Annotated in this window: 21 protein-coding genes and 11 pseudogenes; 17 read left to right on the top strand and 15 right to left on the bottom strand. The window is 46.2% G+C overall.

The window, feature by feature from the left end; translation table 11 throughout:
- Positions 1 to 19 precede the first annotated feature (19 nt).
- The 3 genes and pseudogenes from ybaK to copA all read right to left on the bottom strand — a co-directional run bounded on the left by ybaK (position 20) and on the right by copA (position 4,272).
- A pseudogene (gene ybaK, locus ArsFIN_RS15960) lies at positions 20 to 492 on the bottom strand (Cys-tRNA(Pro)/Cys-tRNA(Cys) deacylase YbaK).
- Positions 493 to 589: 97 nt separating this feature from the next.
- On the bottom strand, positions 590 to 1,405 hold the full coding sequence (locus ArsFIN_RS15955; protein WP_210409083.1) for a TraB/GumN family protein: 816 nt from the start codon (positions 1,403 to 1,405) through the stop codon (positions 590 to 592).
- 146 nt (positions 1,406 to 1,551) lie between these two features.
- On the bottom strand, positions 1,552 to 4,272 hold the full coding sequence (gene copA / locus ArsFIN_RS15950) for a copper-exporting P-type ATPase CopA (RefSeq protein ID WP_026821502.1): 2,721 nt from the start codon (positions 4,270 to 4,272) through the stop codon (positions 1,552 to 1,554).
- Positions 4,273 to 4,402: 130 nt separating this feature from the next.
- Between copA and cueR the strand changes: the two genes are divergently transcribed.
- Complete coding sequence (cueR, locus tag ArsFIN_RS15945) at positions 4,403 to 4,801, top strand: Cu(I)-responsive transcriptional regulator (protein WP_026821503.1); 399 nt, start codon at positions 4,403 to 4,405, stop codon at positions 4,799 to 4,801.
- Here the strand turns inward: cueR and ArsFIN_RS15940 are convergent.
- Positions 4,767 to 5,249 (bottom strand): NfeD family protein, encoded by a 483-nt coding sequence (locus ArsFIN_RS15940; RefSeq protein ID WP_026821504.1) that lies wholly within the window; start codon positions 5,247 to 5,249, stop codon positions 4,767 to 4,769. The two genes, cueR and ArsFIN_RS15940, sit on opposite strands and share 35 nt — an antisense overlap.
- Positions 5,250 to 5,354: 105 nt before the next feature.
- Positions 5,355 to 5,870: pseudogene (locus ArsFIN_RS15935) on the bottom strand (recombinase family protein); the annotation flags it as partial.
- 68 nt (positions 5,871 to 5,938) lie between these two features.
- On the opposite strand from ArsFIN_RS15935, the gene ArsFIN_RS28620 reads away from it, so the two are divergent.
- From ArsFIN_RS28620 to ArsFIN_RS28610, 3 genes and pseudogenes are all read left to right on the top strand, one after another.
- Positions 5,939 to 6,253 carry a transposase gene (locus tag ArsFIN_RS28620; RefSeq protein WP_135678122.1) on the top strand — a complete coding sequence of 105 codons (315 nt, stop codon included), beginning with the start codon at positions 5,939 to 5,941 and terminating at the stop codon, positions 6,251 to 6,253.
- Positions 6,254 to 6,346: 93 nt separating this feature from the next.
- Positions 6,347 to 6,472, top strand: a pseudogene (locus ArsFIN_RS28615) (hypothetical protein); the annotation flags it as partial.
- 94 nt (positions 6,473 to 6,566) lie between these two features.
- The gene (locus ArsFIN_RS28610) at positions 6,567 to 7,100 is read left to right on the top strand and encodes an IS3 family transposase (RefSeq protein ID WP_338023297.1); all 534 of its coding nucleotides are present in this window, start codon (positions 6,567 to 6,569) and stop codon (positions 7,098 to 7,100) included.
- Positions 7,101 to 7,287: 187 nt separating this feature from the next.
- Here ArsFIN_RS28610 and ArsFIN_RS15925 read toward each other — a convergent pair whose 3' ends face one another.
- From ArsFIN_RS15925 to ArsFIN_RS15905, 5 genes and pseudogenes are all read right to left on the bottom strand, one after another.
- Positions 7,288 to 7,506: a hypothetical protein gene (locus tag ArsFIN_RS15925; protein ID WP_051297186.1), complete on the bottom strand. Its 219-nt coding sequence runs from the start codon at positions 7,504 to 7,506 to the stop codon at positions 7,288 to 7,290.
- Positions 7,507 to 7,508: 2 nt separating this feature from the next.
- The gene (locus ArsFIN_RS15920) at positions 7,509 to 7,832 is read right to left on the bottom strand and encodes a hypothetical protein (protein WP_026824048.1); all 324 of its coding nucleotides are present in this window, start codon (positions 7,830 to 7,832) and stop codon (positions 7,509 to 7,511) included.
- Positions 7,829 to 8,452 (bottom strand): hypothetical protein, encoded by a 624-nt coding sequence (locus ArsFIN_RS15915; protein ID WP_026824047.1) that lies wholly within the window; start codon positions 8,450 to 8,452, stop codon positions 7,829 to 7,831. Before ArsFIN_RS15915 ends, ArsFIN_RS15920 begins: the two co-directional genes overlap by 4 nt.
- Entirely contained in the window at positions 8,445 to 9,164 is a 720-nt protein-coding gene (locus ArsFIN_RS15910) for a transglycosylase SLT domain-containing protein (RefSeq protein WP_026824046.1), read from the bottom strand. The genes ArsFIN_RS15915 and ArsFIN_RS15910 overlap by 8 nt, the downstream gene beginning before the upstream one ends.
- A 13-nt stretch (positions 9,165 to 9,177) precedes the next feature.
- Positions 9,178 to 9,399 (bottom strand): annotated as a pseudogene (locus tag ArsFIN_RS15905) (putative holin); the annotation flags it as partial.
- Between the two features lie 87 nt (positions 9,400 to 9,486).
- Between ArsFIN_RS15905 and istA (ArsFIN_RS15900) the strand changes: the two are divergent.
- Together istA (ArsFIN_RS15900) and istB (ArsFIN_RS15895) are read left to right on the top strand one after the other, a co-directional pair.
- A pseudogene (gene istA, locus ArsFIN_RS15900) lies at positions 9,487 to 10,528 on the top strand (IS21 family transposase).
- The gene (istB, locus tag ArsFIN_RS15895) at positions 10,515 to 11,276 is read left to right on the top strand and encodes an IS21-like element helper ATPase IstB (RefSeq protein ID WP_135677409.1); all 762 of its coding nucleotides are present in this window, start codon (positions 10,515 to 10,517) and stop codon (positions 11,274 to 11,276) included. The pseudogene istA (ArsFIN_RS15900) and the gene istB (ArsFIN_RS15895) overlap by 14 nt, the downstream one beginning before the upstream one ends.
- Before the next feature lie 67 nt (positions 11,277 to 11,343).
- Here the strand turns inward: istB (ArsFIN_RS15895) and ArsFIN_RS27640 are convergent.
- Positions 11,344 to 11,481: pseudogene (locus ArsFIN_RS27640) on the bottom strand (putative holin); the annotation flags it as partial.
- Positions 11,482 to 11,758: 277 nt separating this feature from the next.
- Between ArsFIN_RS27640 and ArsFIN_RS15885 the strand changes: the two are divergent.
- Positions 11,759 to 12,526, top strand: a complete 768-nt coding sequence (locus tag ArsFIN_RS15885) for a DNA adenine methylase (RefSeq protein WP_026821882.1) — start codon at positions 11,759 to 11,761, stop codon at positions 12,524 to 12,526.
- A gap of 32 nt (positions 12,527 to 12,558) precedes the next feature.
- Here ArsFIN_RS15885 and ArsFIN_RS28885 read toward each other — a convergent pair whose 3' ends face one another.
- Positions 12,559 to 13,470 (bottom strand): DUF3102 domain-containing protein, encoded by a 912-nt coding sequence (locus ArsFIN_RS28885; RefSeq protein WP_210409082.1) that lies wholly within the window; start codon positions 13,468 to 13,470, stop codon positions 12,559 to 12,561.
- A gap of 266 nt (positions 13,471 to 13,736) precedes the next feature.
- On the opposite strand from ArsFIN_RS28885, the gene ArsFIN_RS15875 reads away from it, so the two are divergent.
- The 10 genes and pseudogenes from ArsFIN_RS15875 to ArsFIN_RS15835 form a co-directional block, all read left to right on the top strand.
- Complete coding sequence (locus tag ArsFIN_RS15875) at positions 13,737 to 13,970, top strand: helix-turn-helix domain-containing protein (RefSeq protein ID WP_026821883.1); 234 nt, start codon at positions 13,737 to 13,739, stop codon at positions 13,968 to 13,970.
- A 57-nt stretch (positions 13,971 to 14,027) separates the two neighbouring features.
- Positions 14,028 to 14,348 (top strand): helix-turn-helix domain-containing protein, encoded by a 321-nt coding sequence (locus tag ArsFIN_RS15870; protein WP_026821884.1) that lies wholly within the window; start codon positions 14,028 to 14,030, stop codon positions 14,346 to 14,348.
- Positions 14,349 to 14,360: 12 nt separating this feature from the next.
- Positions 14,361 to 15,314 carry a hypothetical protein gene (locus ArsFIN_RS15865; protein ID WP_051296931.1) on the top strand — a complete coding sequence of 318 codons (954 nt, stop codon included), beginning with the start codon at positions 14,361 to 14,363 and terminating at the stop codon, positions 15,312 to 15,314.
- A gap of 156 nt (positions 15,315 to 15,470) precedes the next feature.
- Positions 15,471 to 16,512, top strand: a pseudogene (gene istA / locus ArsFIN_RS15860) (IS21 family transposase).
- Complete coding sequence (gene istB / locus ArsFIN_RS15855; protein WP_135677409.1) at positions 16,499 to 17,260, top strand: IS21-like element helper ATPase IstB; 762 nt, start codon at positions 16,499 to 16,501, stop codon at positions 17,258 to 17,260. Before istA (ArsFIN_RS15860) ends, istB (ArsFIN_RS15855) begins: the two are co-directional and overlap by 14 nt.
- A gap of 55 nt (positions 17,261 to 17,315) precedes the next feature.
- The gene (locus ArsFIN_RS27630; protein WP_246067263.1) at positions 17,316 to 17,870 is read left to right on the top strand and encodes a hypothetical protein; all 555 of its coding nucleotides are present in this window, start codon (positions 17,316 to 17,318) and stop codon (positions 17,868 to 17,870) included.
- Entirely contained in the window at positions 17,863 to 19,047 is a 1,185-nt protein-coding gene (locus ArsFIN_RS15850; RefSeq protein WP_246067261.1) for an integrase catalytic domain-containing protein, read from the top strand. The genes ArsFIN_RS27630 and ArsFIN_RS15850 overlap by 8 nt, the downstream gene beginning before the upstream one ends.
- A gap of 12 nt (positions 19,048 to 19,059) precedes the next feature.
- Positions 19,060 to 20,210 (top strand): annotated as a pseudogene (locus ArsFIN_RS15845) (AAA family ATPase).
- 145 nt (positions 20,211 to 20,355) lie between these two features.
- Positions 20,356 to 21,514 (top strand): annotated as a pseudogene (locus tag ArsFIN_RS15840) (IS3 family transposase).
- A gap of 31 nt (positions 21,515 to 21,545) precedes the next feature.
- A pseudogene (locus tag ArsFIN_RS15835) lies at positions 21,546 to 21,743 on the top strand (Mor transcription activator family protein); the annotation flags it as partial.
- Between the two features lie 123 nt (positions 21,744 to 21,866).
- On the opposite strand, the pseudogene ArsFIN_RS15830 reads toward ArsFIN_RS15835, so the two are convergent.
- The 3 genes and pseudogenes from ArsFIN_RS15830 to ArsFIN_RS15820 form a co-directional block, all read right to left on the bottom strand.
- A pseudogene (locus ArsFIN_RS15830) lies at positions 21,867 to 22,058 on the bottom strand (SPFH domain-containing protein); the annotation flags it as partial.
- A gap of 67 nt (positions 22,059 to 22,125) precedes the next feature.
- Entirely contained in the window at positions 22,126 to 22,887 is a 762-nt protein-coding gene (istB, locus tag ArsFIN_RS15825; RefSeq protein WP_135677409.1) for an IS21-like element helper ATPase IstB, read from the bottom strand.
- Entirely contained in the window at positions 22,874 to 23,296 is a 423-nt protein-coding gene (locus ArsFIN_RS15820) for a transposase (protein ID WP_210409081.1), read from the bottom strand. The genes istB (ArsFIN_RS15825) and ArsFIN_RS15820 overlap by 14 nt, the downstream gene beginning before the upstream one ends.
- Positions 23,297 to 23,300 lie beyond the last annotated feature (4 nt).

The raw sequence follows: 23,300 nt of genomic DNA, 5'->3' as shown, positions 1-23,300 counted from the left end.
ATAAACCGGCAATTATTTATCACTTTTTTATATCGGCAAAGATTGCATTTAATAAATGAGCTAAATCGTTAGGATCAAGTTCAATATCTAGTCCTCTTTTTCCGCCTGAAATATAAATAGTTGCATATTGCTTGGCTTGTTCATCAATAATTGTTGGTAGACGTTTTTTTTGCCCTAATGGACTTATTCCGCCTAATAAATAGCCCGTTGTTTTTGGGCGATTTGCGGCTCGGCCATTTCTGCTTTTTTCGCGTTAAATGTGCTGGCAACTTGTTTCAAATTAAGTTGCCCTGATACCGGCGTGATAGCAACCACCAGATGTTTAGTATCTCCATTTAATGCTACCAGTAGTGTTTTAAATACTTGTCTGGCATCAAGCCCCAATTTTTCTACCGCTTCTTGGCCGAAATGATATATATGCGCATCATGCTTATAGCTATGTAGCGCATATTTGATTCTCTTTTTTTCCAATAAATTAATAGCGGGAGTCATATAAAGACCTTATTTTATATAAAGTTATAGTCAACAGTTAAATGGACATTTTATTATTTTGTTTGGCAATATAGCTTCAATAAAAAATGGGATAGAATTAGTCGATTTGTTGTTTAAATAAGCTAGCAAGGTTATTGTCGCCATATAAATGTAAGGCGCCAACCGCCACAACATAATGACCTGCTGGCAATTTCTTTAACTTTTGACACCATAATAAGTTACGTTCTTGCATTAATAATTGATAAACGTCATCACGGAAAGTTTTTGGTAATTTTAAATCAAGCTCAGGTTTGAAGTTCATCCACCAACTTAACATTATTTGTAACGAACGGGCATTAGATCGCCAATATGTCAGGGTATCTTCCAATAAAGATTGGCCATTGTTAGGTAAATTCATCAGTAGCTCGATTTGAGAGGCAGCGCCTTCTAGTTCAATGATTGGTTTCTGCTGTTGCCGGGCGGCTAGCAGCAGTTGATAATCTATCCCGTATTGAGGGAGTAATCCTAAATATTGAGCTTGATTGGCTTGTAAGATCAACGCAATTTGCCAGGCAGCAAGGCTATCAAATTGCTCATTGTGGAGTTTAATTTCTTGGCAATAATATTTAAATTTCAGATAAAGTGCGGGCGAAAGTCGCTGCTTAATTGGTGGGTAAGGGATTGCAGGATTGTTAGTCAAGGGAGGTACTGTATCGGTAATATCAGCCTCAACAATCAAAGCGTCGCATTGATTGAGTTTGTTTATAAGAACTTGAGGTAGCGGAAACATATTTTTGCTGGCCATATGAATGCTACCAATGAGATGCAGGTGAATATTTCCAGCCAAACTAATATCATAAGCAGGATAAGGATAATGTTTAGCCTTATCGGCAATCAAATATTTTTTTAGCCTAGATAATATAGGCGCCACCATTTTTCACTTCCCCTTAATGCAAAAATTCCTCATTGCCAGTTTAATAGGTTAGCTGTTTTTAATCATCCAGTACAAAACTTTCTACGCTTTTGTAAAAAATGGTAACTGAGTTTTAGTCACCATTTGGTTAACTGGCCAGTGATAATTTATTGCTTAGGTTTAAATCGTAATAAACGATTTGCATTACTAACGACAGTAATTGATGACAATGCCATAGCCACACTAGCAATAACTGGATTAAGTAGGGTTCCAGTAAATGGATAAAATAGACCTGCTGCGATTGGGATGCTTAACGTGTTGTAAATAAAGGCACCAAACAAATTTTGTTTCATATTACGCAGCGTTCCTTGGGCAATTTGCAAAGCATCAGCAACACTATGTAAGTTATGATTGATTAAGGTGATAGCGGCTGTTTCAATTGCAATATCGCTACCACTCCCCATAGCAATACCAACATCAGCACGCGCTAAAGCTGGGGCATCATTAATGCCATCCCCAATCATGGCAACTTTATGACCACTTTTTTGTAATTGTGCTATAACGGCTGCTTTTTGATCAGGTAATACATCAGCAATCACTTGGTCGATGCCCAATTCTTTGGCAATGGCATTTGCGGTGATTGGATTATCACCGGTTAACATTATCAATTGATATTTTTGCTTATGTAGCTGTTGTAACGCGCTAGTGGCAGTTTCTCGTAGCGGATCGCGAATAGAAAATAGGGCCGCTAATTGATTATCAACGGCCAGCAAGACCGGTGTGATCCCTTTATTGGCCTGTTCAGCGATTAATTGCTCAACTTGTTGGCTGTTAATCGAATATTGTGACATCAAGGCTTGAGTGCCTAACAAAATCGTTTTATTGTCGATTTTCCCTTTCACTCCAGCGCCGGCTAAAGTTCGAAACTGATTTACCTCTGGTAGCGATAATCCGACGCTCTTGGCTAAAATCGCATTGGCTAATGGATGATTAGCCCCTTTTTCAAGTGCACCAGCAAAGGTCAGTACTTGGGATTGCTCAAATTGATTAAAAGTATGAATCTCGATAACTTCAGGTTTACCGATCGTCAATGTTCCGGTTTTATCGAAAACCAGGGTATCTAGGTTGCTAGCTTGTTGTAAAGCTTCAGCATCGCGTATCAAAGCACCGTATTCCGCAGCACGTGCGACACCAGCAATAATTGACATTGGCGTTGCCAGACCCAGTGCACACGGGCAGGCGATTATGAGTACACTGGTAGTGACAATTAATGCATAACTGATTTGCGGTGATGGACCAAATAAATACCAGAGAGTCCCGGCAACTAAGGCTATCGTAATCACACTAGGGACGAAAATCGCGGCAACTTTATCGGCCAATTGTCCTATTGCGGGTTTGCTGCTTTGTGCTTGGCGCACTAATTTAATGATACGCGCTAAGGTGGTATGTTGACCGACTGCAGAAACGCGTAATAGTGCTGTACCATCTTGTACCACCGTCCCGGCATGTACTTTTTCATCTACGGTTTTATATTGTGGAATCGCTTCTCCAGTTAACATTGATTCATCTAGCCAAATTTCACCATAAGTCAGCACACCGTCAACGGGAATGCGATCCCCGGTAGTTAGACGTAATAGCATACCTTGTTTAACTTGGGACAGTGGTACTTTGTTTTCACTTTTTTCACTAATGACGAGTGCCGTGGGTGGTGTGAGATCAAGTAACCGCCTTAGCGCGTTTGACGAACGTTGGCGTGCACCTTGTTCTAATGCATGGCCAAGATTAATTAAGCCAATGATCATTAAACTGGCTTCATAGTATAGATGACGAGCCGGGAGAGGAAATTTATCTGGCCACAAATTAACGCTAATTGAATATAACCAGGCGGTACCCGTTCCCAGGGCGACAAGAGTGTCCATTGTGGTACTGCCATTTTTTAGACTTCTCCAGGCGTTGTAATAAAAATGGCCACCAGTCAACATCATGAGAATTAGCGTGACTAGCCCGATAAGCAGCCAGCTAAATTGATTTTTTTCACTTAACATCATATTGTTGCCAATCATGCCCCAAATCATAACGGCGATACCAATTAGTAACGCTAAAGCGGCTTGCCAACGAAATTTGTGTATAGTGTATTTGCTGAACTGCTGTTGTTTTTCTCGATGTTCCATTTCATTGTCAATAATTTCGGCGTCGTAACCGGCTTTTTGTACCGCTTGAATTAATGCCTGATGTTTGGCATGTCCGGTGATCAAGGCACTGCGTTCGGCTAAATTAACCTGAGCATTTTGTACCCCTGGCGTACTGAGTAACGCTTTTTGTACTTTGTTAACGCAACTGGCGCAAGTCATACCATTGATGAGTAATTGTATCGCGCCACTATCAATACTCGGTTTCTCAAGCTGATTCGATGCAGTTTGCTTGCTAACGTTTTGGGCTGTATCAGGCGATGATATGACTGATTGTTGGTGAATTGAAGGGTTTCCTTCGGCTTCCAATGTTGCTTGGTAGCCGATAGCCCTAACGGCAGCAATCAGTGTTGCCGGATCGGCGCTACCAAAAATTTGGGCTGCTTGAGTGGTCACTATTGCGGCGCCAACACCGCTGATATTTTCCAGTATTTTTTGTGTTTTATTGACACAGTTGCGGCAATTGAGCCCTGCAAGCTGTAGTTTAATATCAGGCTGGGTGGCGACTTTGCCTTGGTAACCGGCTTGTTCAATGGTTTTAATAATGTCATCTACTGATGCAGAACCAGTAATTTTGGCATAATCAAGTGTAACAGTAACGTGTTGTATATCTTGTCGTGCTTCTAGCGCTTTCGTTAGTTTGTTAATACAATTGGAACAAGTCAGCCCTTGTAGCGCTAGAATGGTAAAATCAGGCATAATTGACTCTCCTAATGCATACAATAAATTAATTGGTATAATGCTAATTACTTCCTAACATTATGGCTGAAATAACCTAGATGATTATAAAGGTTAAACCTTCTAGTAAGGGTAAGGTCAAGGTGAAATGATGAATATTACTCAAGTGGCAGAGAAAACGGGATTAAGTGCCAAAACAATTCGATTTTATGAGGAAAAGTCATTAATTACTCCGCCAACGAGAAGTGAAAATGGCTATCGCCATTATCAACCTGCTCATTTGGATGAATTAACCTTATTAAAGCAGGCCAGGGCAGTTGGATTTACCTTGAAAGAGTGTCGGCAATTACTTGAACTTTTCCGTAACCCACGTCGCCACAGTGCGGATATCAAAACGGCGACGTTAAATAAAATTAGTGAAATTGAAAAAAACATTACCGATCTTAATATGATAAGAGATAGCTTACTTGCATTGGTTGCATCGTGTCCGAGGGATGACAATGCAAAATGCCCGATTATTGATCATCTGGTTGGTCATCATGTTGATTAGAACAAACTGGTTTGACTTTTAGTGTAATACCATCGACATCGATCACTTCGACTTCAGTATTAGCTGATAATTGCTCAGAACAAAAAACACGCCAGCTACCATCAGCCAGTCGTATTCTGCTATAGCCATTATTAGTATCTGAAATTAAACGTGCTTTTGTGCCAATTAATTGATGTTGTTTTTGATTAGGTTCATCAGGCAATGTTTTGTTACGTATACTAAGCCATTTACGCCAACCCAATACAGAAAGAATGATCATAATGGCAAAGAATAGGCCTTGCCAATCCCAACTCATTTCAGGTATGAGCCAGGTCATAAATGCCATAATAACGGCGGCCACTCCAGACCAGAGCAGATAACCACCTACACCGATTAGTTCAGCAATTAGCAGTAATCCCCCTAAACAGAGCCAAAACCAGGCCGGTTGCGCCATTATTTGCTCAAGCATCGTTTAACACCTCTATTTATTGATGCGCCGCGCGATATTTGAAGCCAAAACGTGCGATAAATGGTGGGTTACTTTTGTTTCCATCAGTGCAACGAAATTACACTGTTATTTTTCATCAGAGTCATTTTGGCCTGTTCGAGCATTCTGGTTAACTGGACAATATTTGTAGATGCTGGCCAATGACACCCCATACAGTAATGCCAGCTGTTTTCTACTATGGCCTGACTCAAGTAATTTTTTAGCCTGCTCTTGCTGCGCGGAAGATAATGAGCAAGGTCTACCCCCGATACGTCCTCTGCTTCTTGCTGCGGCTAAACCTGCTTTAGTACGCTCAACAATCAGTTCACGCTCCATCTGTGCCAACGCACTCATCACATGAAAGAAAAAACGACCTGCGGACGTAGAAGTGTCAATGGCATCCGTCAAACTATGAAAATGAATACCTTCATCTTCAAGTTTGGATATTAAAGTAATCAAATGTTTAATGCTACGACCCAGCCTGTCCAGCTTCCAGACTACCAAGGTATCGCCCGATTTCAGGCACTTTAATGCACGTTTTAACCCAGGTCTCTGGTCTGTTTTTCCACTGATTTTATCCTCAAAAATCTGTTCACAATTTGCGTGTAGTGGTCTAATAAAACTGTAGAGATTTATAGCTTATAATTAAGCAAAATCTTATAGGTATAAATATGACCCGAAAAGTAAAAGTAACCTTTAGCGGAAAGCAAAAACTGGAATATGCAAAACTCATGGTTGAAGGTGGATATAGCAATATCCAAGTTGAAAAAATATCCGGTGCGGGTAAATCTGCCGTATCACGATGGAAGCAACAATATCTTGCCGAGTTAAATGGGAATACGCCTGTAAAATCAAAAGCGTTAACACCCGAGCAACAGCGCATACAAGAATTAGAAGTTCAACTTAAGCGTGCTCAGAGGGATAATGACATATTAAAAAAAGCCGCGGCTTACTTCATCCTCGACAATCAAAACTCAAAATCGTGAAGCAACTGAAAATCATGTACCCCAATTTTACGGTCACTGAGTTATGCCATCTTTTTGAAGTAAGCAGCAGTAGTTTTTTATTATGAAACGAAAATACCGACAGTTGAAAATGAAAGACTGTGTGGCGAAATCAAACGTATTTTTTATACATCGGGTCAAATTTATGGCAAAAGACGTATTCAAGCCGAGTTAAAGGGTTTAGGGCACCAAATTGGCACTTATAAAATATCGAACATCATGAAATTAAATCAATTAGTTGCAATTAGACCAACGAAAAAGCACTACTATCACTCATCGGGTAACGAACATCGATATGCCCCTAATTTGCTTAAACGACAATTTTCCCCCTGAACAGCATAATCACTATTATGTCGGGGATATCACGTATATTAGACATCACTATGGGTGGAGCTATTTAGCCTGTGTGTTGGATTTAGCCACCAAAGAAATTATTGGTTATGCCTTATCAACAAAACCGGATTCGAAATTAGTGAAAGAAGCCTTAGATAACGCAATTGAACGGCAATTACCGGATACGACAAGTTTGATGTTCCATTCAGATCAAGGTTGCCAATATTCATCGGAGGAGTTTAGGGCGCACCTCTTTGAACGGAAAATAACTCAAAGCATGAGTCGGCGAGGTAATTGCCTCGATAATGCCGTGATGGAAAGATTTTTTAGGAGTTTAAAGACAGAAAGACTTAACCGTTTATCGTTTATGAATCATCAATCTGTTGTCTGTGAAGTTGAAAATTATATTCAGTTTTACAATTATTATCGACGCCATTCAACGATTGGTTATTTAACGCCACATCAAAAATATCATGAACTAAAAAATGCCGCTTAGATCTTCTACAGAATTTGTTGACCATTACAGCTCCGTCAGCGCCCGGTCGAGCCATTCACGTACCGATGGGGGTAAGACCTCGATATGACTGCGCGGTGCCATCATCACTCCCTCCAGTATTTGGCCGGGCGGGCAATGCCGGGGATATCGTCGGTGACGTATTCCACCAGATTGACCCCTTCCGGCGTTAGCGTGGCCGTGCGGGCGGTCGGGTCAGGCGAACCAGACGTAAGCCCTCAAGGAACAGTAACTCTTTTTGCAGCTCCAGCATGGTCATGTCCGGGTAGAGCGAATGGCCCACATCCCACAGCAGCCGGTCATTGGCCGGATAGGGCCGAGCCTTGTTGACCACCTGCAGTAACACCCAACGCAACCCTTCGCGGCGCGCCTGTTCGGTCTCTATCATCCTTATCCTCCTGCCACCTGACGCAGCTGTATGGTTTCCAGCTTCTGGTAAATCGCGTCAAGCCGTGACTCCACCACCTGCTGATAATGAATAAATTCGTCGCGCCGGACGTAACGCGCCGGCACTTCCACTTTGAACTCCAGGACTTCACGCTCAAGGCGCGACCCTTTATCGGAGGCGTCGCGCATTAACCGCTCCAGTGACGCAAACCGCTCCGCCTGACGCTTTTCCGTCTCCCGGATAAACCAGCGGGCCAGCCCACCCAAAAAGCCTGCCAGTCCGAACAGGTAGCTCATCAGTACCCAAAAATCGACCTGTAATGTCATGGTGTTAATCCTTCAATATAATCCAGTAGCCCGTTTACCTGTGCCCGCCAGACCTGACATTGCTGCCCGTTGTCGGTGATGTTGGCGAGGATATCGCGCTGGGTGACCGGGCTGGGTCTGAGCGGCTCACCAGCGGACGCAGTGTCCCTGGTCGTGTTGCCAGCGCCGCTGGGAGCGGCGGCAGCGCCTGAATCATTGGCGTCGGACACACCGAGGGCGGCGTTGTAGTGCTGCACGAAGCCACGAGTAAACACGCAGGACACAGCATGAGGCTGGCCTTTTTCATCCTGCCAACGTTGGGTAACATCATCTATCTGCCTCTTAAGTTGACGGTTTTTGGCGTTTATTCGTGCAACGCGGGCCAGGTAATTCCGCTCGCTCGTATGGGCAACCGCAACCTGGCGCTCAAAACGTTGCTGCAGGACTCGCAGGGTTTGCGCGGTCTGCTCGGCGCGCTGCTTTTCCTGAACCGCAAACGCGGCGCGCAGCTGACTGATTTTTGCGTCGCCCCGCTGCGTTGCCCGACGTTCGCCTTGCGTGTAGCCGTGCCACCAGATGCCCGACAGCAGGGCCATCACCAGCAGCCCGCCGAGGCTTTTTAGGCTAACTACACTAAACACAGCTTGCCCCTCCCCAAGTCAGGTAACGCGGTGCCAGGGCTTTTAAAATGCGGCGGGGATAATGGCGATTCTCGCGCCAGGCGCTCATACTCCGTCCGGCATTGACTCGCTCAATGCTGTCAAACCAGCGACTGCCATCGACCCCCTGACTTTCTGCCAGACGGCGGTCACGCTGCACCCAGCCCAGGCCACCGTTGTAGGCCGACAGGGTCATCGCCATGCGCTCACAGTCATCAACAGCACTGACACGCTGCCACAGCCAGCGGTCGTAGCTGACCAGCGCCCGGATAGCCCATGCCGGATTAAACGGCTCCCGGCTGTTCAGCCCAGGTACCCGTTGGCTAATCCAGTCGGCGGTGGCAGGCATAAACTGTGCCATCCCCTGAGCGCCAAGCGGTGAAACTGCATTTGCTCGCCATCCGCCCTCCTGATGCAGCTGCGCGGCAAAGTCTGCCACTGGCGCAGACATTCCCCATTCGAGGCGCGCATTGCGGATCACATCAGCACGGTACTGCAGGGACGTCTGCGGTGGCTGTGCCGCTCTGGCCTGGCTGAAGAAACCACCGCACCAGAGCAGCCAGGCTACCGTGGCCGAACGAAAGAGCTGCCCCCAGAAACTGTGCTTACTCGTACGGGCCTGCCCGTGGAGGGCTAACTCGATGCCCAGTTTCAGCAGTACCAGCACAGCCCAGACAACCTGAGGCCAGTACATATAGAGAGTCATGTTAAAGCCCCGTCGCCACGGCAAGACACACCGCCGCCACAATCACCGCCCGACGCAGCTGCGCAGCAGCAAAGACCTGATGGCAGCCGCCGCGCACCGGATGTCGACCCTGTGCTACCTCGGGGTGGTCATAGTGCAGGTATTGTCCGGGACGGGCTTTGGGGAATAGCGAACGGTCAAGCCAGTAACCCACGACTGCCGCCAGGGTGATTAATGCCAGCTTGTCACCGATCATGCAAAACTGATCCACTAACGATCATCTAAAACTGATCCACTTGGTATTATTCGCACATTTTTGTACGGATAATTTATGTTAACCAAGGAGATATTTGTGGATATTCATGTTCGCTTTGCACAAGGACAAAGCCTTCGAAAAATTGCCAGTGAGTTGGGTATATCCCGTAACACCGTAAAACATCATTTACAACAACAGACAATGCCAACTTATGCTAAAAGAAGTCAACAACCGACTAAATTATCCCCCTTTAAACCTTATTTGCTTCAGCGAATTGAACTGGCTAAACCTGATTGGATCCCTGCAACAGTCTTATTTGATGAGGTAGTTGAAAACGGCTATCAAGGTGGTATTGCTCAATTACGCCGATTTGTTTGTCAATTTAAACCAAGCATTGTTCCCGAAGTAGTCGTCCGTTTTGAAACACAGCCAGGTCAACAAATGCAAATCGACTTCACCAGCATCCGGCGAGGTAAAAAATCGCTGAAAGCGTTTGTTGCAACGCTAGGCTATTCGCGTGCGAGTTATGTAAAGTTCTTTGATAATGAACGAGCAGAATCGTGGCAGCAAGGTTTAAGAGAAGCTTTCGACTACTTTGGTGGTGTACCACAGGAAGTATTGTGTGATAACGCAAAATCCCTCATCATCGAACGGGATGCTTATGCAGAAGGTGATCATAAATTACATGTCGAAATGCTTCAAATGTCGAAAGATTACGGGTTTAAATTGAAGGCTTGCAAGCCCTACAGGGCAAAAACGAAAGGGAAAGTAGAGCGCTTTAACCACTATTTAAAAAAACAGCTTTATCGTGCCATTAAACACCGACCTTCGTGCTCATAATCTTGAACTGGATATTGAAATAGCTAATGCAAAAGTGGGTCCATGGTTACAACGCGTTGCCCATCAGCGAATTCATGGAACAACGTTAGAGAAGCCAGCAGATAGATTAGCTAAGGAAGTGAAGTCTCTTCTACCCTTACCAGCAAGGGTTTGCCAATCTATCCCACAGACTAATACGCTTAATATCCCTATCGTACCGCCCCTTGAATCTGTCAGTTTGCAACACTCAATCAGCGTATACGAAGCATTACTGGGAGGTGAACATGTTATTGCATGAACAAATTGAACACCTGTGTGAGTCATTGAAATTAAATTCTATTCCGACTCATTGGTCATCACTTGCCGAAAAATGCATTGCCCAAGACAAAAGCTACGGAGAGTTTTTACTGTCCCTGTTAAAATGTGAGCAACAACAACGAGATGAACGAACTCGTAATCTTTTGAGTCGGATGGCAGGATTCCCAGCACATAAAGAACTTAATACGTTCGATTTTAAGTTTGCAACGGGGATCCCCAAACAACACATACAGGAATTAAGCGCATTAACGTTTATTGAACGTAATGAAAATGTCGTGTTGCTTGGCCCAAGCGGTGTAGGCAAAACGCATTTAGCTATTGGGTTAGGATTAAAAGCAGTACAGGCCAAGAAGAAAACCCGCTTTACCACGGCAGCTGAACTGATGTTGCAACTCTCAACTGCCAAACGACAAAATAAGCTCAAACAATATCTATCACGTTCGGTGATGGCCCCGAAGTTGTTGATTATCGATGAGATTGGATACCTGCCGTTTGGGCGAGAAGAAGCAAACCTGTTTTTCAATGTGATTGCCAAGCGTTATGAGCATGGCAGTGTCATATTGACGAGTAACCTATCATTTGGGCAATGGCCAAGTGCTTTTGCTGATGACGCAACATTAACTGCCGCTATGCTTGATCGTTTACTTCATCATTCGCATGTACTGCAATTAAGCGGTGAAAGCTACCGATTGAAAGATAAGCGGCGCTCAGGAGCAATAACTGAGTAAAACAGTGGATCAATTTTGATTGATCGGATTTAGATAAAAAGTGGATCAGTTTTCGGTGATCGTTGACAAGCTTATAGAGCACCACCGGCAATTGCTGCGGTGAGACCAGGGCAATCACCAGCAACAGACCAGCAGCGGTGAGCAACCAGCCGCTTAATCGCGGGGTTTTAAATGGGGGCAAGGTCAATTTTTTTCGCGTTTTCATCACCATCTCCCTGAGAATCAGGCAGACAGTGTGACAAGGCAGGGCGCTAAACGCTTTTAAAGCGGTTTACTAGTGGGAGGATGGGTGAACGGTTAGGTTAGGCGCAGTGATTAGCCCCGAGCGGGGCAAGGGAAAAAGCGCGACCTACCCAGTGCACGAACACCGGACAGGCCGTCAACACACAGAGTTCGCCTGTGAGTCAACCGTGGCGCTTTCCGTTCTCGAGAACAGGAAAGAGTCTACACGAATTTCCATTAGTGAAAAAGGCTTACAGACAATGCAGCAACATTTTTTACCCATACTGCCCTGGATAGGCGGTAAACGGCGGCTGGCCAAACAGATTTTACCGCGCTTCCCGGCGCATATCTGCTACGTGGAACCGTTTTGTGGCGCGGCGGCGCTCTTTTTTATGAAGTCACCCAGCAAAGCAGAAGTGATTAACGATATCAACGGCGAGCTGGTCAATCTCTATCGGGTGCTGAAACACCATCTGGAAGAGTTTATGCGCCAGTTTAAATGGGCGCTGGTCAGCCGGGCGATGTATCAATGGTTAAACATCACGCCGACCGAGACCTTAACCGATATCCAGCGCGCAGCCCGTTTCTATTACCTGCAAAAGCAGGCGTTCGGCGGCAAGGTGGCGGAGCACACCTTTGGCGTGACCACTACCAGTGGGCCACGCTTGAACCTGCTACGCATGGAAGAAGAGCTGTCGCTCGCCCATCTGCGATTATCACGCACCACCATTGAACACCTGGATTGGGCCAGCTGTATTGCCCGTTATGACCGTCCGCACACGCTGTTTTACTGCGACCCGCCGTATTGGGGAACGGAAGGCTATGGGGTGGATTTTGGTCTGGATCAATATGAAAAACTGGCGGGAATGGGACGAGACCTGACGGGGATGATGATTATTTCGGTCAATGATATTCCTGAAATGCGGGAAGTGTTTCAGGGGTTCGAGATGGAGAGCGTCCCGATTCGTTATAGCCTCAATAGCAATCAGCCCACCCAACGGCGTGAGCTGATTATCACTGTCAAATAACCCTCTTTCGCGGCAACGAATGCAGGGAAGACTTAAGCGCGGTGACGAGTGGCTTTTTTCTCTGCCATTGCCGTCAAGGTACGTTTGGCCACTTCGCGTGTTTCGCCGGGAATATGGCGAAAGGCCGTTAACACCTCAGCCTCTTCTTCATCCCTCACCACATCGAGCGCACTGGCTTCATCGTGGCGCTCACCGGTCATCACATAATTAAGATCGACTCCTAACGCTTTCGCGGCGATTAAGTAGCCCGCATCAGGATGCCGCTCACTTTTTTCATAGTTGTACTGAGTGAGCTTTTTAACCCCGCACCGTTCGGCAAAGATCTCCTGGCTAAGTCCCAATCGCAGTCGCTCAGATTTGAGACGGTCTCCCACTCCTTCTAGTGTTAGTGTCACCCACTGCTGGGTATCGAGTGAGGCCTGTTCATTGCTTGTAGTCGCTGTAGAGGTCTTTCCAGTCAGTTGCTGGCTTAACTGTTGTAACTGCTTCTCTTTTTCGGCTACCAGTTGCTGGCTGCGTTTAAGCGCCGCTTCATCTTTACGTAATGCTGCCCGTAATTCCCGTACCGACATCCGGTCAACTTCGTCGAGGGTCAGACCTGCGATAGTGCCGCCTTCGGCGAGTTCAGCGAGGTCTTCATCGTCTTCCAACATCAGCTCATAGAGTTTTGCCTTGCCGAGAGCCGCAAACGTCTGCGCTTTTCCACCTAATTGAGGTGATAAATATTTTAGAGATGCCTTCATCATAATTTGAGCGGTTCTTTCAGCTAGCCCTAACTGGCTTGTTACGATATTTACAAACTCTCCATGCGGCTCATTCTCTTTCAGAATAATCAACCGCTTTCCCGCCTCCAGCATGGCTTCGGCACTCTGTGCCATATAGAAGCGCGCTTCATGCACAATCCTCTCCCGTTCATAGGGCAGCCCATCGCCAAAACGTGCCATCACCTCCTGCTGGGCACTGTTTGCTGCATTTTTTTCAGGATATGCAATTGCCTCCCCCCCCCCCCGCAATCGTGATATTGTCCGCGGTAGTTACAGGCAGGCTGGTTGCCGCTTTTTTCTTTGCCATACAGGTCTCCTTTAGGCCGATAACAGCCCGTGCTTTTTAATAGTGATAAGGAATATACAAAAACAAACAAAAAAGACTTTACATCATTTTGCATATCAATGTATATTTATTTTTAACTTTTTATGACGGAGATAAAACAATGTCACTGCAACATCCAGCCGACTTTAAGCGCAATTTTTATGACCGTGTCTATCAGAACTACCCGACGGTGGCGGCGTGGGCGCGCCAATCCGGCTTCAAACCCTATCAGGTTTATATGTTGCTTGATGGCTCCTGCCAGGGCTGGCGCGGGGAAGCACGCAAAATCAAACAGGCGATTGAACAGATAATGGGTTCCCCCATGCCATCGGGCAAAAAGCGCCATAAAAAATAACATTCGCCTGTTTCGCTGACGGTATCACAATTTCCATTAATGAAAAAGAGGCATCCGATGAAAAACACCTTATTACTGCACCCATCTTCACGTACACGACGGGCGCTGCGTATTTTAAAAGCCATGAAGGGGCATTACCGAGACGGCTTGTCCAATAAAGCCCTGGCGGCGCTTATCAATGACTCCCCGGCCAATATCAGTCGTACTCTGCCATTTTTAGTCGAAGAGGGCATGGTTGAGCAGCGCTTCAATGGGAACTACGCCCTCAGCGAGGAATTGATACAGATTGCGCTAGCCTTTTTCGATGAAACCGAACGGGCGCAAATCAAGATGGCAGAAAAACGTGGCCGCTGCATAGCCTCACCGTCAAAATTGTAAGAGAGAAAAATAATGGGTAGAAAAGCGTTACCGATGACGGCTGAAATCACCCCCGAACAGCCTTTGGCACCGGATTTAATGAATAACCTTAACGCGCTAGCTGAACATCAGCAGGCCATTATGGACAAGTACGGCGAGGGCCTACCCTATGAACGGGAAAGGATTGTGCATGAGGCACGTTTCTATATGGCACAAAGTGCGGAAGCCATGCTGGAGGCGGGAAAGCGGTTGATTATTCTGAAAGAGAATGAGCCGCATGGAGAGTTTGTAAATATCGTAACAAGCCAGTTAGGGCTAGCTGAAAGAACCACTCAAATTATGATGAAGGCATCTCTAAAATATTTATCACCTCAATTAGGTGGAAAAGCGCAGACGTTTGCGGCTCTCGGCAAGGCAAAACTCTATGAACTGATGTTAGAAGACGATGAAGACCTCGCCGAACTCGCCGAAGGCGGCACCATCGCGGGCTTGACGCTCGATGAGGTTGATCGCATGTCGGTACGTGAACTAAAGGCAAAACTGCGCGAAACCCGTGATAGCTTGGAAGCCAGCCGCCGCCTAGCCAACGAAAAAGACCAAAAAATCAATGAGCTGAGTGAAAACCGCCTGCTTAATCAGCATCGCCCGTTAGGGGAAGAAGGCATACGCCAGCTCCGTGAAGAAATCGGCCTGGTGGGCTTTGATGTTAAAGCCATATTGATGGGGCGCTTTCGGGAAGGGTTGGAAAAATTGCATAGCCACAGTGGCGATATGACGTCTCACGCCGACTATTTAGCAGGCTTGCTTAATGATATTGAGTTTGAAATCAATGTCTTACGTAACGACTTTGCGTTACCCTACCACGCGGTGTCAGAGGCGGTACCTGACTGGGTAAAGGCGGATGCCGAGGCCGAAGACGCGGATTTTCAGTTACCTGAACATTTACGCGGTACCGGACAGGATAGCGGCGAGGAGGGGGTGTTATGAACGCCATCCTGACCGAACGCGTACTGGCGATTGCCCAGGCCGCCGAAAAAGCGGGACATGGCGGCAAATGTCACCGATCATGCAAAACTGATCCACTAACGATCATCTAAAACTGATCCACTTGGTATTATTCGCACATTTTTGTACGGATAATTTATGTTAACCAAGGAGATATTTGTGGATATTCATGTTCGCTTTGCACAAGGACAAAGCCTTCGAAAAATTGCCAGTGAGTTGGGTATATCCCGTAACACCGTAAAACATCATTTACAACAACAGACAATGCCAACTTATGCTAAAAGAAGTCAACAACCGACTAAATTATCCCCCTTTAAACCTTATTTGCTTCAGCGAATTGAACTGGCTAAACCTGATTGGATCCCCTGCAACAGTCTTATTTGATGAGGTAGTTGAAAACGGCTATCAAGGTGGTATTGCTCAATTACGCCGATTTGTTTGTCAATTTAAACCAAGCATTGTTCCCGAAGTAGTCGTCCGTTTTGAAACACAGCCAGGTCAACAAATGCAAATCGACTTCACCAGCATCCGGCGAGGTAAAAAATCGCTGAAAGCGTTTGTTGCAACGCTAGGCTATTCGCGTGCGAGTTATGTAAAGTTCTTTGATAATGAACGAGCAGAATCGTGGCAGCAAGGTTTAAGAGAAGCTTTCGACTACTTTGGTGGTGTACCACAGGAAGTATTGTGTGATAACGCAAAATCCCTCATCATCGAACGGGATGCTTATGCAGAAGGTGATCATAAATTACATGTCGAAATGCTTCAAATGTCGAAAGATTACGGGTTTAAATTGAAGGCTTGCAAGCCCTACAGGGCAAAAACGAAAGGGAAAGTAGAGCGCTTTAACCACTATTTAAAAAACAGCTTTATCGTGCCATTAAACACCGACCTTCGTGCTCATAATCTTGAACTGGATATTGAAATAGCTAATGCAAAAGTGGGTCCATGGTTACAACGCGTTGCCCATCAGCGAATTCATGGAACAACGTTAGAGAAGCCAGCAGATAGATTAGCTAAGGAAGTGAAGTCTCTTCTACCCTTACCAGCAAGGGTTTGCCAATCTATCCCACAGACTAATACGCTTAATATCCCTATCGTACCGCCCCTTGAATCTGTCAGTTTGCAACACTCAATCAGCGTATACGAAGCATTACTGGGAGGTGAACATGTTATTGCATGAACAAATTGAACACCTGTGTGAGTCATTGAAATTAAATTCTATTCCGACTCATTGGTCATCACTTGCCGAAAAATGCATTGCCCAAGACAAAAGCTACGGAGAGTTTTTACTGTCCCTGTTAAAATGTGAGCAACAACAACGAGATGAACGAACTCGTAATCTTTTGAGTCGGATGGCAGGATTCCCAGCACATAAAGAACTTAATACGTTCGATTTTAAGTTTGCAACGGGGATCCCCAAACAACACATACAGGAATTAAGCGCATTAACGTTTATTGAACGTAATGAAAATGTCGTGTTGCTTGGCCCAAGCGGTGTAGGCAAAACGCATTTAGCTATTGGGTTAGGATTAAAAGCAGTACAGGCCAAGAAGAAAACCCGCTTTACCACGGCAGCTGAACTGATGTTGCAACTCTCAACTGCCAAACGACAAAATAAGCTCAAACAATATCTATCACGTTCGGTGATGGCCCCGAAGTTGTTGATTATCGATGAGATTGGATACCTGCCGTTTGGGCGAGAAGAAGCAAACCTGTTTTTCAATGTGATTGCCAAGCGTTATGAGCATGGCAGTGTCATATTGACGAGTAACCTATCATTTGGGCAATGGCCAAGTGCTTTTGCTGATGACGCAACATTAACTGCCGCTATGCTTGATCGTTTACTTCATCATTCGCATGTACTGCAATTAAGCGGTGAAAGCTACCGATTGAAAGATAAGCGGCGCTCAGGAGCAATAACTGAGTAAAACAGTGGATCAATTTTGATTGATCGGATTTAGATAAAAAGTGGATCAGTTTTCGGTGATCGTTGACAGCAAAGACGCGGTTTATCAAACAGGTTGCCAGGCACTCGGCATTTCCAAAGCCACGCTACTGCGAAAAATCAAACAGGTAAGCTATAAACCGCCGCGCAAGCAACGGGTGGATTGTGGCACCAGCGCCCTGACCCGTGAGGAAGCGCTGCAAATATCCGGCGTGATGATGGCCTCGCATCGCAAGAACGGCAAGCGCCTTTACAGCCTGGAGCAGGCGGTTAATGACCTGCGGGTGAACAACCTAATTAATGCTGGGTATATTGATAACGAGACCGGCGAGTGGTTCCCCCTGTCGGTCGATGCCATCAGTCGGGCGTTGTACCAATATCGCCTGCACCCCAACCAGTTACGGGCACCAGCCCCGTGCGTCCAGTTAAAAACCGAGCATCCCAATCATGTCTGGCAACTGGATGCGTCGCTGTGTGTACTCTATTACCTGAAAAATCCCGCCGAAGGGCACACCACGCGCGATAGTGGCCTGCGCATGATGAGTGAGGCGGAGTTTAACAAGAACAAGCCAAAATCTGGCGCGGGTGATTAACGACCGCGTCTGGTCATTTGAGCTGACCGACCATACCAGCGGCTGGATTTATGCCGAGTACCGCTTTGGCGGCGAAACGACACAAAACTTTACCGATGTGCTGATTAACGCCATGCAAGAACGCGGTGGGGCCGACGTCCTGCATGGCGTGCCGCGCATCCTTTATACCGACCCCGGTTGCGCGCTGGTCTCGTCCACCCTGCGCAACCTGTGTAAAACCCTTGGTATTCAACTTATCGCACACAAAGCCCGTAATGCCCGCGCCACCGGCTCAGTGGAAAAAGCGCGCGACATTCTCGAGTGCCATTTTGAATCCGGGCTGCGGTTTGTGCAAGTCAATCATATTGATGAACTGAACCGCCTGGTTGGATTGTGGCGTAAAAAGTATAACCGCACCGCGCTGCATCGCCGTACCGGCATGACTCGCACCGACTGCTGGCTGCATATTACCCCTGGACAGTTAATCAAGGCACCGCCTGTTGACGTATGCCGTGAGCTGGCGGTGAGCCAGCCGGAAAACCGTAAGGTTAGCACCCACCTTCGCGTGTCGTTCAGGGGGAGTGAATACGATGTACGGCAAGTCCCCGGCGTTTGCGTGGGCGACACCGTACAGATAGTGCGTAACCCCTGGCGTGACAGTGAGGCGCAGGTGGTCGTGATTAATGAGGACGGACTGGAAGTCTTTTGCCGGGTGCCGGAAGTGGCGAAAGACGACTACGGTTTTGCCCTCAACAGCCCGACACTCGGCGAATCGTTCAAGGCATTACCCCACACCCCGGCGCAACACCATCTGTCGGAAGTCGAGCAGACCCTGTATGGCACCACCACGCCGGGGGAAACCGCCGCCGCGCAAAAAGCCAATGCCTTACCCTTTGGTGGGCGCTTTAACCCTTATCTGGAAAATGAACGCGATACCCCACCGATTTATCTCCCTAAACAAGGGCAGGCCTCCCCGGTTTGCGCGCCGCGTTTTGAAGAGCGCTTAAACCCGGTCGTGGTGGTGCAACAGTTGCGGGCGCGTTTTCAGGCGGCGGGTAAGACCTGGCGCAGTGAATTTTACACCACACTAACCCAGCGCTTCCCGGACGGCATTCCCGCCGACCAGGTCGACGCGCTGGGTGATGAATTAATGGCGCAGACGGGCGATGTGGTGGTCAGCCTGGCCAGTCACGGTTAACGGGAGGCCATCATGCTGAAACTGAAAACCCTGTTACAACAACACAACCTGACGCAAGCGGCACTGGCCCGCGCGCTTGACCTTTCCGAGGCGACGCTGGCGCAGATAGTCAATCACCACCAGTGGCCAAAACAGGACACCGACACGCTAAAACACCGTATCCGTGCCTGGTTACGTGACCAGGGTATCGCGGCGGACGACTGTTTTGACGGGGTCACGTCCGGCGGAAAGGAAAAACGCCCACTACCTAGCAATGAGGAAGACACCATGTTACTGAAAAAACAGGTATTACTGCCTGCCACCAAAAAACATTTTGGGCTGTTTCGCGCTCCATTTGATGACAACGCAGTACAAGGTCATGACGATGTGTTTTTTAACCCCGGAAAGCCGTTATGTGCGTGAGGCGTTGTACCAGACCGCCCGCTATGGTGGCTTTATCGCCGTTATCGGTGAATCCGGCTCGGGTAAAGCACGCTGCGACGTGACCTGACGGACCGCATTTATCGGGAAAACGCCCCGTGGTGGTGATTGAACCCTACGTGCTGGCGATGGAAGACAACGACCATCAGGGCAAGACCCTGAAAGCCGCCAGCCTTGCCGAGGCTATTGTCCATACCCTAGCCCCACTGGAAAAGCTCAAACGCTCGCCGGAGGCCCGCTTCCGTCAGTTACACCGACTATTAAAGACAGCAGCCGCGCCGGGTACAGCCATGTGCTGGTGATTGAAGAAGCCCATTCTCTGCCCATCCCGACCTTAAAGCACCTCAAACGCTTCTTTGAGTTGGAAGACGGCTTTAAAACTGCTGTCCATCGTCCTGCTGGGACAACCCGAACTGGGTGACAAGTTATCTGAACGCCTGCTGGCGGTCAGGGAAGTGGTGCAGCGCTGCGAGGTGATTGACCTGCCGCCGCTGGATGACCACCTGGCTGACTTTCTTGATTTCAAGTTTAAACGCGTAGGCGGCGACCTTGGCAACGTCCTCGGCCCGGATGCGATACCGGCACTGCGTCAACGCCTAAGCTGGCTGCGCCCGAAAAAAGACACCCCGGTCAGCCTGCTTTATCCCCTGGCTATCGGCAATCTGGTGACCGCTGCCATGAACCTGGCCGCACAAAACGCCATCCCGGTTATCGATGCCAATATTATTCACAGTGTGCATTAAAGGAGGCTTTTATGCTCAACCCCGCCGTGACCATTAAAAACCCGTCAGCGATGACCTACCAGGCCATCCAGCAGCAGTTGTAGTGGTCTAATAAAACTGTAGAGATTTATAGCTTATAATTAAGCAAAATCTTATAGGTATAAATATGACCCGAAAAGTAAAAGTAACCTTTAGCGGAAAGCAAAAACTGGAATATGCAAAACTCATGGTTGAAGGTGGATATAGCAATATCCAAGTTGAAAAAATATCCGGTGCGGGTAAATCTGCCGTATCACGATGGAAGCAACAATATCTTGCCGAGTTAAATGGGAATACGCCTGTAAAATCAAAAGCGTTAACACCCGAGCAACAGCGCATACAAGAATTAGAAGTTCAACTTAAGCGTGCTCAGAGGGATAATGACATATTAAAAAAAGCCGCGGCTTACTTCATCCTCGACAATCAAAACTCAAAATCGTGAAGCAACTGAAAATCATGTACCCCAATTTTACGGTCACTGAGTTATGCCATCTTTTTGAAGTAAGCAGCAGTAGTTTTTATTATGAAACGAAAATACCGACAGTTGAAAATGAAAGACTGTGTGGCGAAATCAAACGTATTTTTTATACATCGGGTCAAATTTATGGCAAAAGACGTATTCAAGCCGAGTTAAAGGGTTTAGGGCACCAAATTGGCACTTATAAAATATCGAACATCATGAAATTAAATCAATTAGTTGCAATTAGACCAACGAAAAAGCACTACTATCACTCATCGGGTAACGAACATCGATATGCCCCTAATTTGCTTAAACGACAATTTTCCCCTGAACAGCATAATCACTATTATGTCGGGGATATCACGTATATTAGACATCACTATGGGTGGAGCTATTTAGCCTGTGTGTTGGATTTAGCCACCAAAGAAATTATTGGTTATGCCTTATCAACAAAACCGGATTCGAAATTAGTGAAAGAAGCCTTAGATAACGCAATTGAACGGCAATTACCGGATACGACAAGTTTGATGTTCCATTCAGATCAAGGTTGCCAATATTCATCGGAGGAGTTTAGGGCGCACCTCTTTGAACGGAAAATAACTCAAAGCATGAGTCGCGAGGTAATTGCCTCGATAATGCCGTGATGGAAAGATTTTTTAGGAGTTTAAAGACAGAAAGACTTAACCGTTTATCGTTTATGAATCATCAATCTGTTGTCTGTGAAGTTGAAAATTATATTCAGTTTTACAATTATTATCGACGCCATTCAACGATTGGTTATTTAACGCCACATCAAAAATATCATGAACTAAAAAATGCCGCTTAGATCTTCTACAGAATTTGTTGACCATTACACAATGGGGCTGATATGGAAAGTCAGCCAGCGTGACCGGGAGATATTTGCTGACTTCAACGGCCATAACCACCACGCACTGGCGCGTAAATACAAAGTCTCGCTACAGTGGATTTATTCCGTGGTGAAGCGGGTAAAAAAAGAAGAGCTGGCCCGCATTCAGGGCAGTCTGTTTGAAGATGAAGATAAGCAGTCTCGATGACCGTTTCTTATTTCACATAGTGAAACTTAATTACTGTAATCTGTCCCAGATAGATCCAGTTTGTCCCAGGTAGATCCACATTTATCGCACGTTTCCCTTTTAAATATCTCACGTCCTATCAATTTATGTTTGATTGCTTTTTTGGTTATTGCGTTTTTTGTTTTCTTGAAATAGTTCACTAATGCCGCCAATAGCGCCCATTAAATTACTTGCTTCAAGCGGCATCATAATCACTTTGCTATTATCCGCTTTACCAATATTGGTTAGCGCTTCGGTATATTTTTGAGCGATAAAATAGTTTATGGCCTGCATATTGTCAACGATCACCGAAAACTGATCCACTTTTTATCTAAATCCGATCAATCAAAATTGATCCACTGTTTTACTCAGTTATTGCTCCTGAGCGCCGCTTATCTTTCAATCGGTAGCTTTCACCGCTTAATTGCAGTACATGCGAATGATGAAGTAAACGATCAAGCATAGCGGCAGTTAATGTTGCGTCATCAGCAAAAGCACTTGGCCATTGCCCAAATGATAGGTTACTCGTCAATATGACACTGCCATGCTCATAACGCTTGGCAATCACATTGAAAAACAGGTTTGCTTCTTCTCGCCCAAACGGCAGGTATCCAATTTCATCGATAATCAACAACTTCGGGGCCATCACCGAACGTGATAGATATTGTTTGAGCTTATTTTGTCGTTTGGCAGTTGAGAGTTGCAACATCAGTTCAGCTGCCGTGGTAAAGCGGGTTTTCTTCTTGGCCTGTACTGCTTTTAATCCTAACCCAATAGCTAAATGCGTTTTGCCTACACCGCTTGGGCCAAGCAACACGACATTTTCATTACGTTCAATAAACGTTAATGCGCTTAATTCCTGTATGTGTTGTTTGGGGATCCCCGTTGCAAACTTAAAATCGAACGTATTAAGTTCTTTATGTGCTGGGAATCCTGCCATCCGACTCAAAAGATTACGAGTTCGTTCATCTCGTTGTTGTTGCTCACATTTTAACAGGGACAGTAAAAACTCTCCGTAGCTTTTGTCTTGGGCAATGCATTTTTCGGCAAGTGATGACCAATGAGTCGGAATAGAATTTAATTTCAATGACTCACACAGGTGTTCAATTTGTTCATGCAATAACATGTTCACCTCCCAGTAATGCTTCGTATACGCTGATTGAGTGTTGCAAACTGACAGATTCAAGGGGCGGTACGATAGGGATATTAAGCGTATTAGTCTGTGGGATAGATTGGCAAACCCTTGCTGGTAAGGGTAGAAGAGACTTAACTTCCTTAGCTAATCTATCTGCTGGCTTCTCTAACGTTGTTCCATGAATTCGCTGATGGGCAACGCGTTGTAACCATGGACCCACTTTTGCATTAGCTATTTCAATATCCAGTTCAAGATTATGAGCACGAAGGTCGGTGTTTAATGGCACGATAAAGCTGTTTTTTAAATAGTGGTTAAAGCGCTCTACTTTCCCTTTCGTTTTTGCCCTGTAGGGCTTGCAAGCCTTCAATTTAAACCCGTAATCTTTTGTAATGGTCAACAAATTC

Origin of the sequence: Arsenophonus nasoniae (genome assembly GCF_004768525.1) — a bacterium.
Taxonomy (GTDB): Bacteria; Pseudomonadota; Gammaproteobacteria; order Enterobacterales; family Enterobacteriaceae; genus Arsenophonus; species Arsenophonus nasoniae.
Note: the sequence above shows the minus strand (reverse complement) of the source record. Positions and strands in the feature narration are given on the sequence as shown.

Coding starts and splice junctions, on each gene's coding strand:
- ArsFIN_RS15955 (WP_210409083.1), bottom strand. CDS start 1,405: ATGGTGGCGCCTATATTATCTAGGCTAAAAAAATATTTGATTGCCGAT.
- copA (WP_026821502.1), bottom strand. CDS start 4,272: ATGCCTGATTTTACCATTCTAGCGCTACAAGGGCTGACTTGTTCCAAT.
- cueR (WP_026821503.1), top strand. CDS start 4,403: ATGAATATTACTCAAGTGGCAGAGAAAACGGGATTAAGTGCCAAAACA.
- ArsFIN_RS15940 (WP_026821504.1), bottom strand. CDS start 5,249: ATGCTTGAGCAAATAATGGCGCAACCGGCCTGGTTTTGGCTCTGTTTA.
- ArsFIN_RS28620 (WP_135678122.1), top strand. CDS start 5,939: ATGACCCGAAAAGTAAAAGTAACCTTTAGCGGAAAGCAAAAACTGGAA.
- ArsFIN_RS28610 (WP_338023297.1), top strand. CDS start 6,567: ATGCCCCTAATTTGCTTAAACGACAATTTTCCCCCTGAACAGCATAAT.
- ArsFIN_RS15925 (WP_051297186.1), bottom strand. CDS start 7,506: ATGATAGAGACCGAACAGGCGCGCCGCGAAGGGTTGCGTTGGGTGTTA.
- ArsFIN_RS15920 (WP_026824048.1), bottom strand. CDS start 7,832: ATGACATTACAGGTCGATTTTTGGGTACTGATGAGCTACCTGTTCGGA.
- ArsFIN_RS15910 (WP_026824046.1), bottom strand. CDS start 9,164: ATGTACTGGCCTCAGGTTGTCTGGGCTGTGCTGGTACTGCTGAAACTG.
- istB (WP_135677409.1), top strand. CDS start 10,515: ATGTTATTGCATGAACAAATTGAACACCTGTGTGAGTCATTGAAATTA.
- ArsFIN_RS15885 (WP_026821882.1), top strand. CDS start 11,759: ATGCAGCAACATTTTTTACCCATACTGCCCTGGATAGGCGGTAAACGG.
- ArsFIN_RS28885 (WP_210409082.1), bottom strand. CDS start 13,470: ATGGCACGTTTTGGCGATGGGCTGCCCTATGAACGGGAGAGGATTGTG.
- ArsFIN_RS15875 (WP_026821883.1), top strand. CDS start 13,737: ATGTCACTGCAACATCCAGCCGACTTTAAGCGCAATTTTTATGACCGT.
- ArsFIN_RS15870 (WP_026821884.1), top strand. CDS start 14,028: ATGAAAAACACCTTATTACTGCACCCATCTTCACGTACACGACGGGCG.
- ArsFIN_RS15865 (WP_051296931.1), top strand. CDS start 14,361: ATGGGTAGAAAAGCGTTACCGATGACGGCTGAAATCACCCCCGAACAG.
- istB (WP_135677409.1), top strand. CDS start 16,499: ATGTTATTGCATGAACAAATTGAACACCTGTGTGAGTCATTGAAATTA.
- istB (WP_135677409.1), bottom strand. CDS start 22,887: ATGTTATTGCATGAACAAATTGAACACCTGTGTGAGTCATTGAAATTA.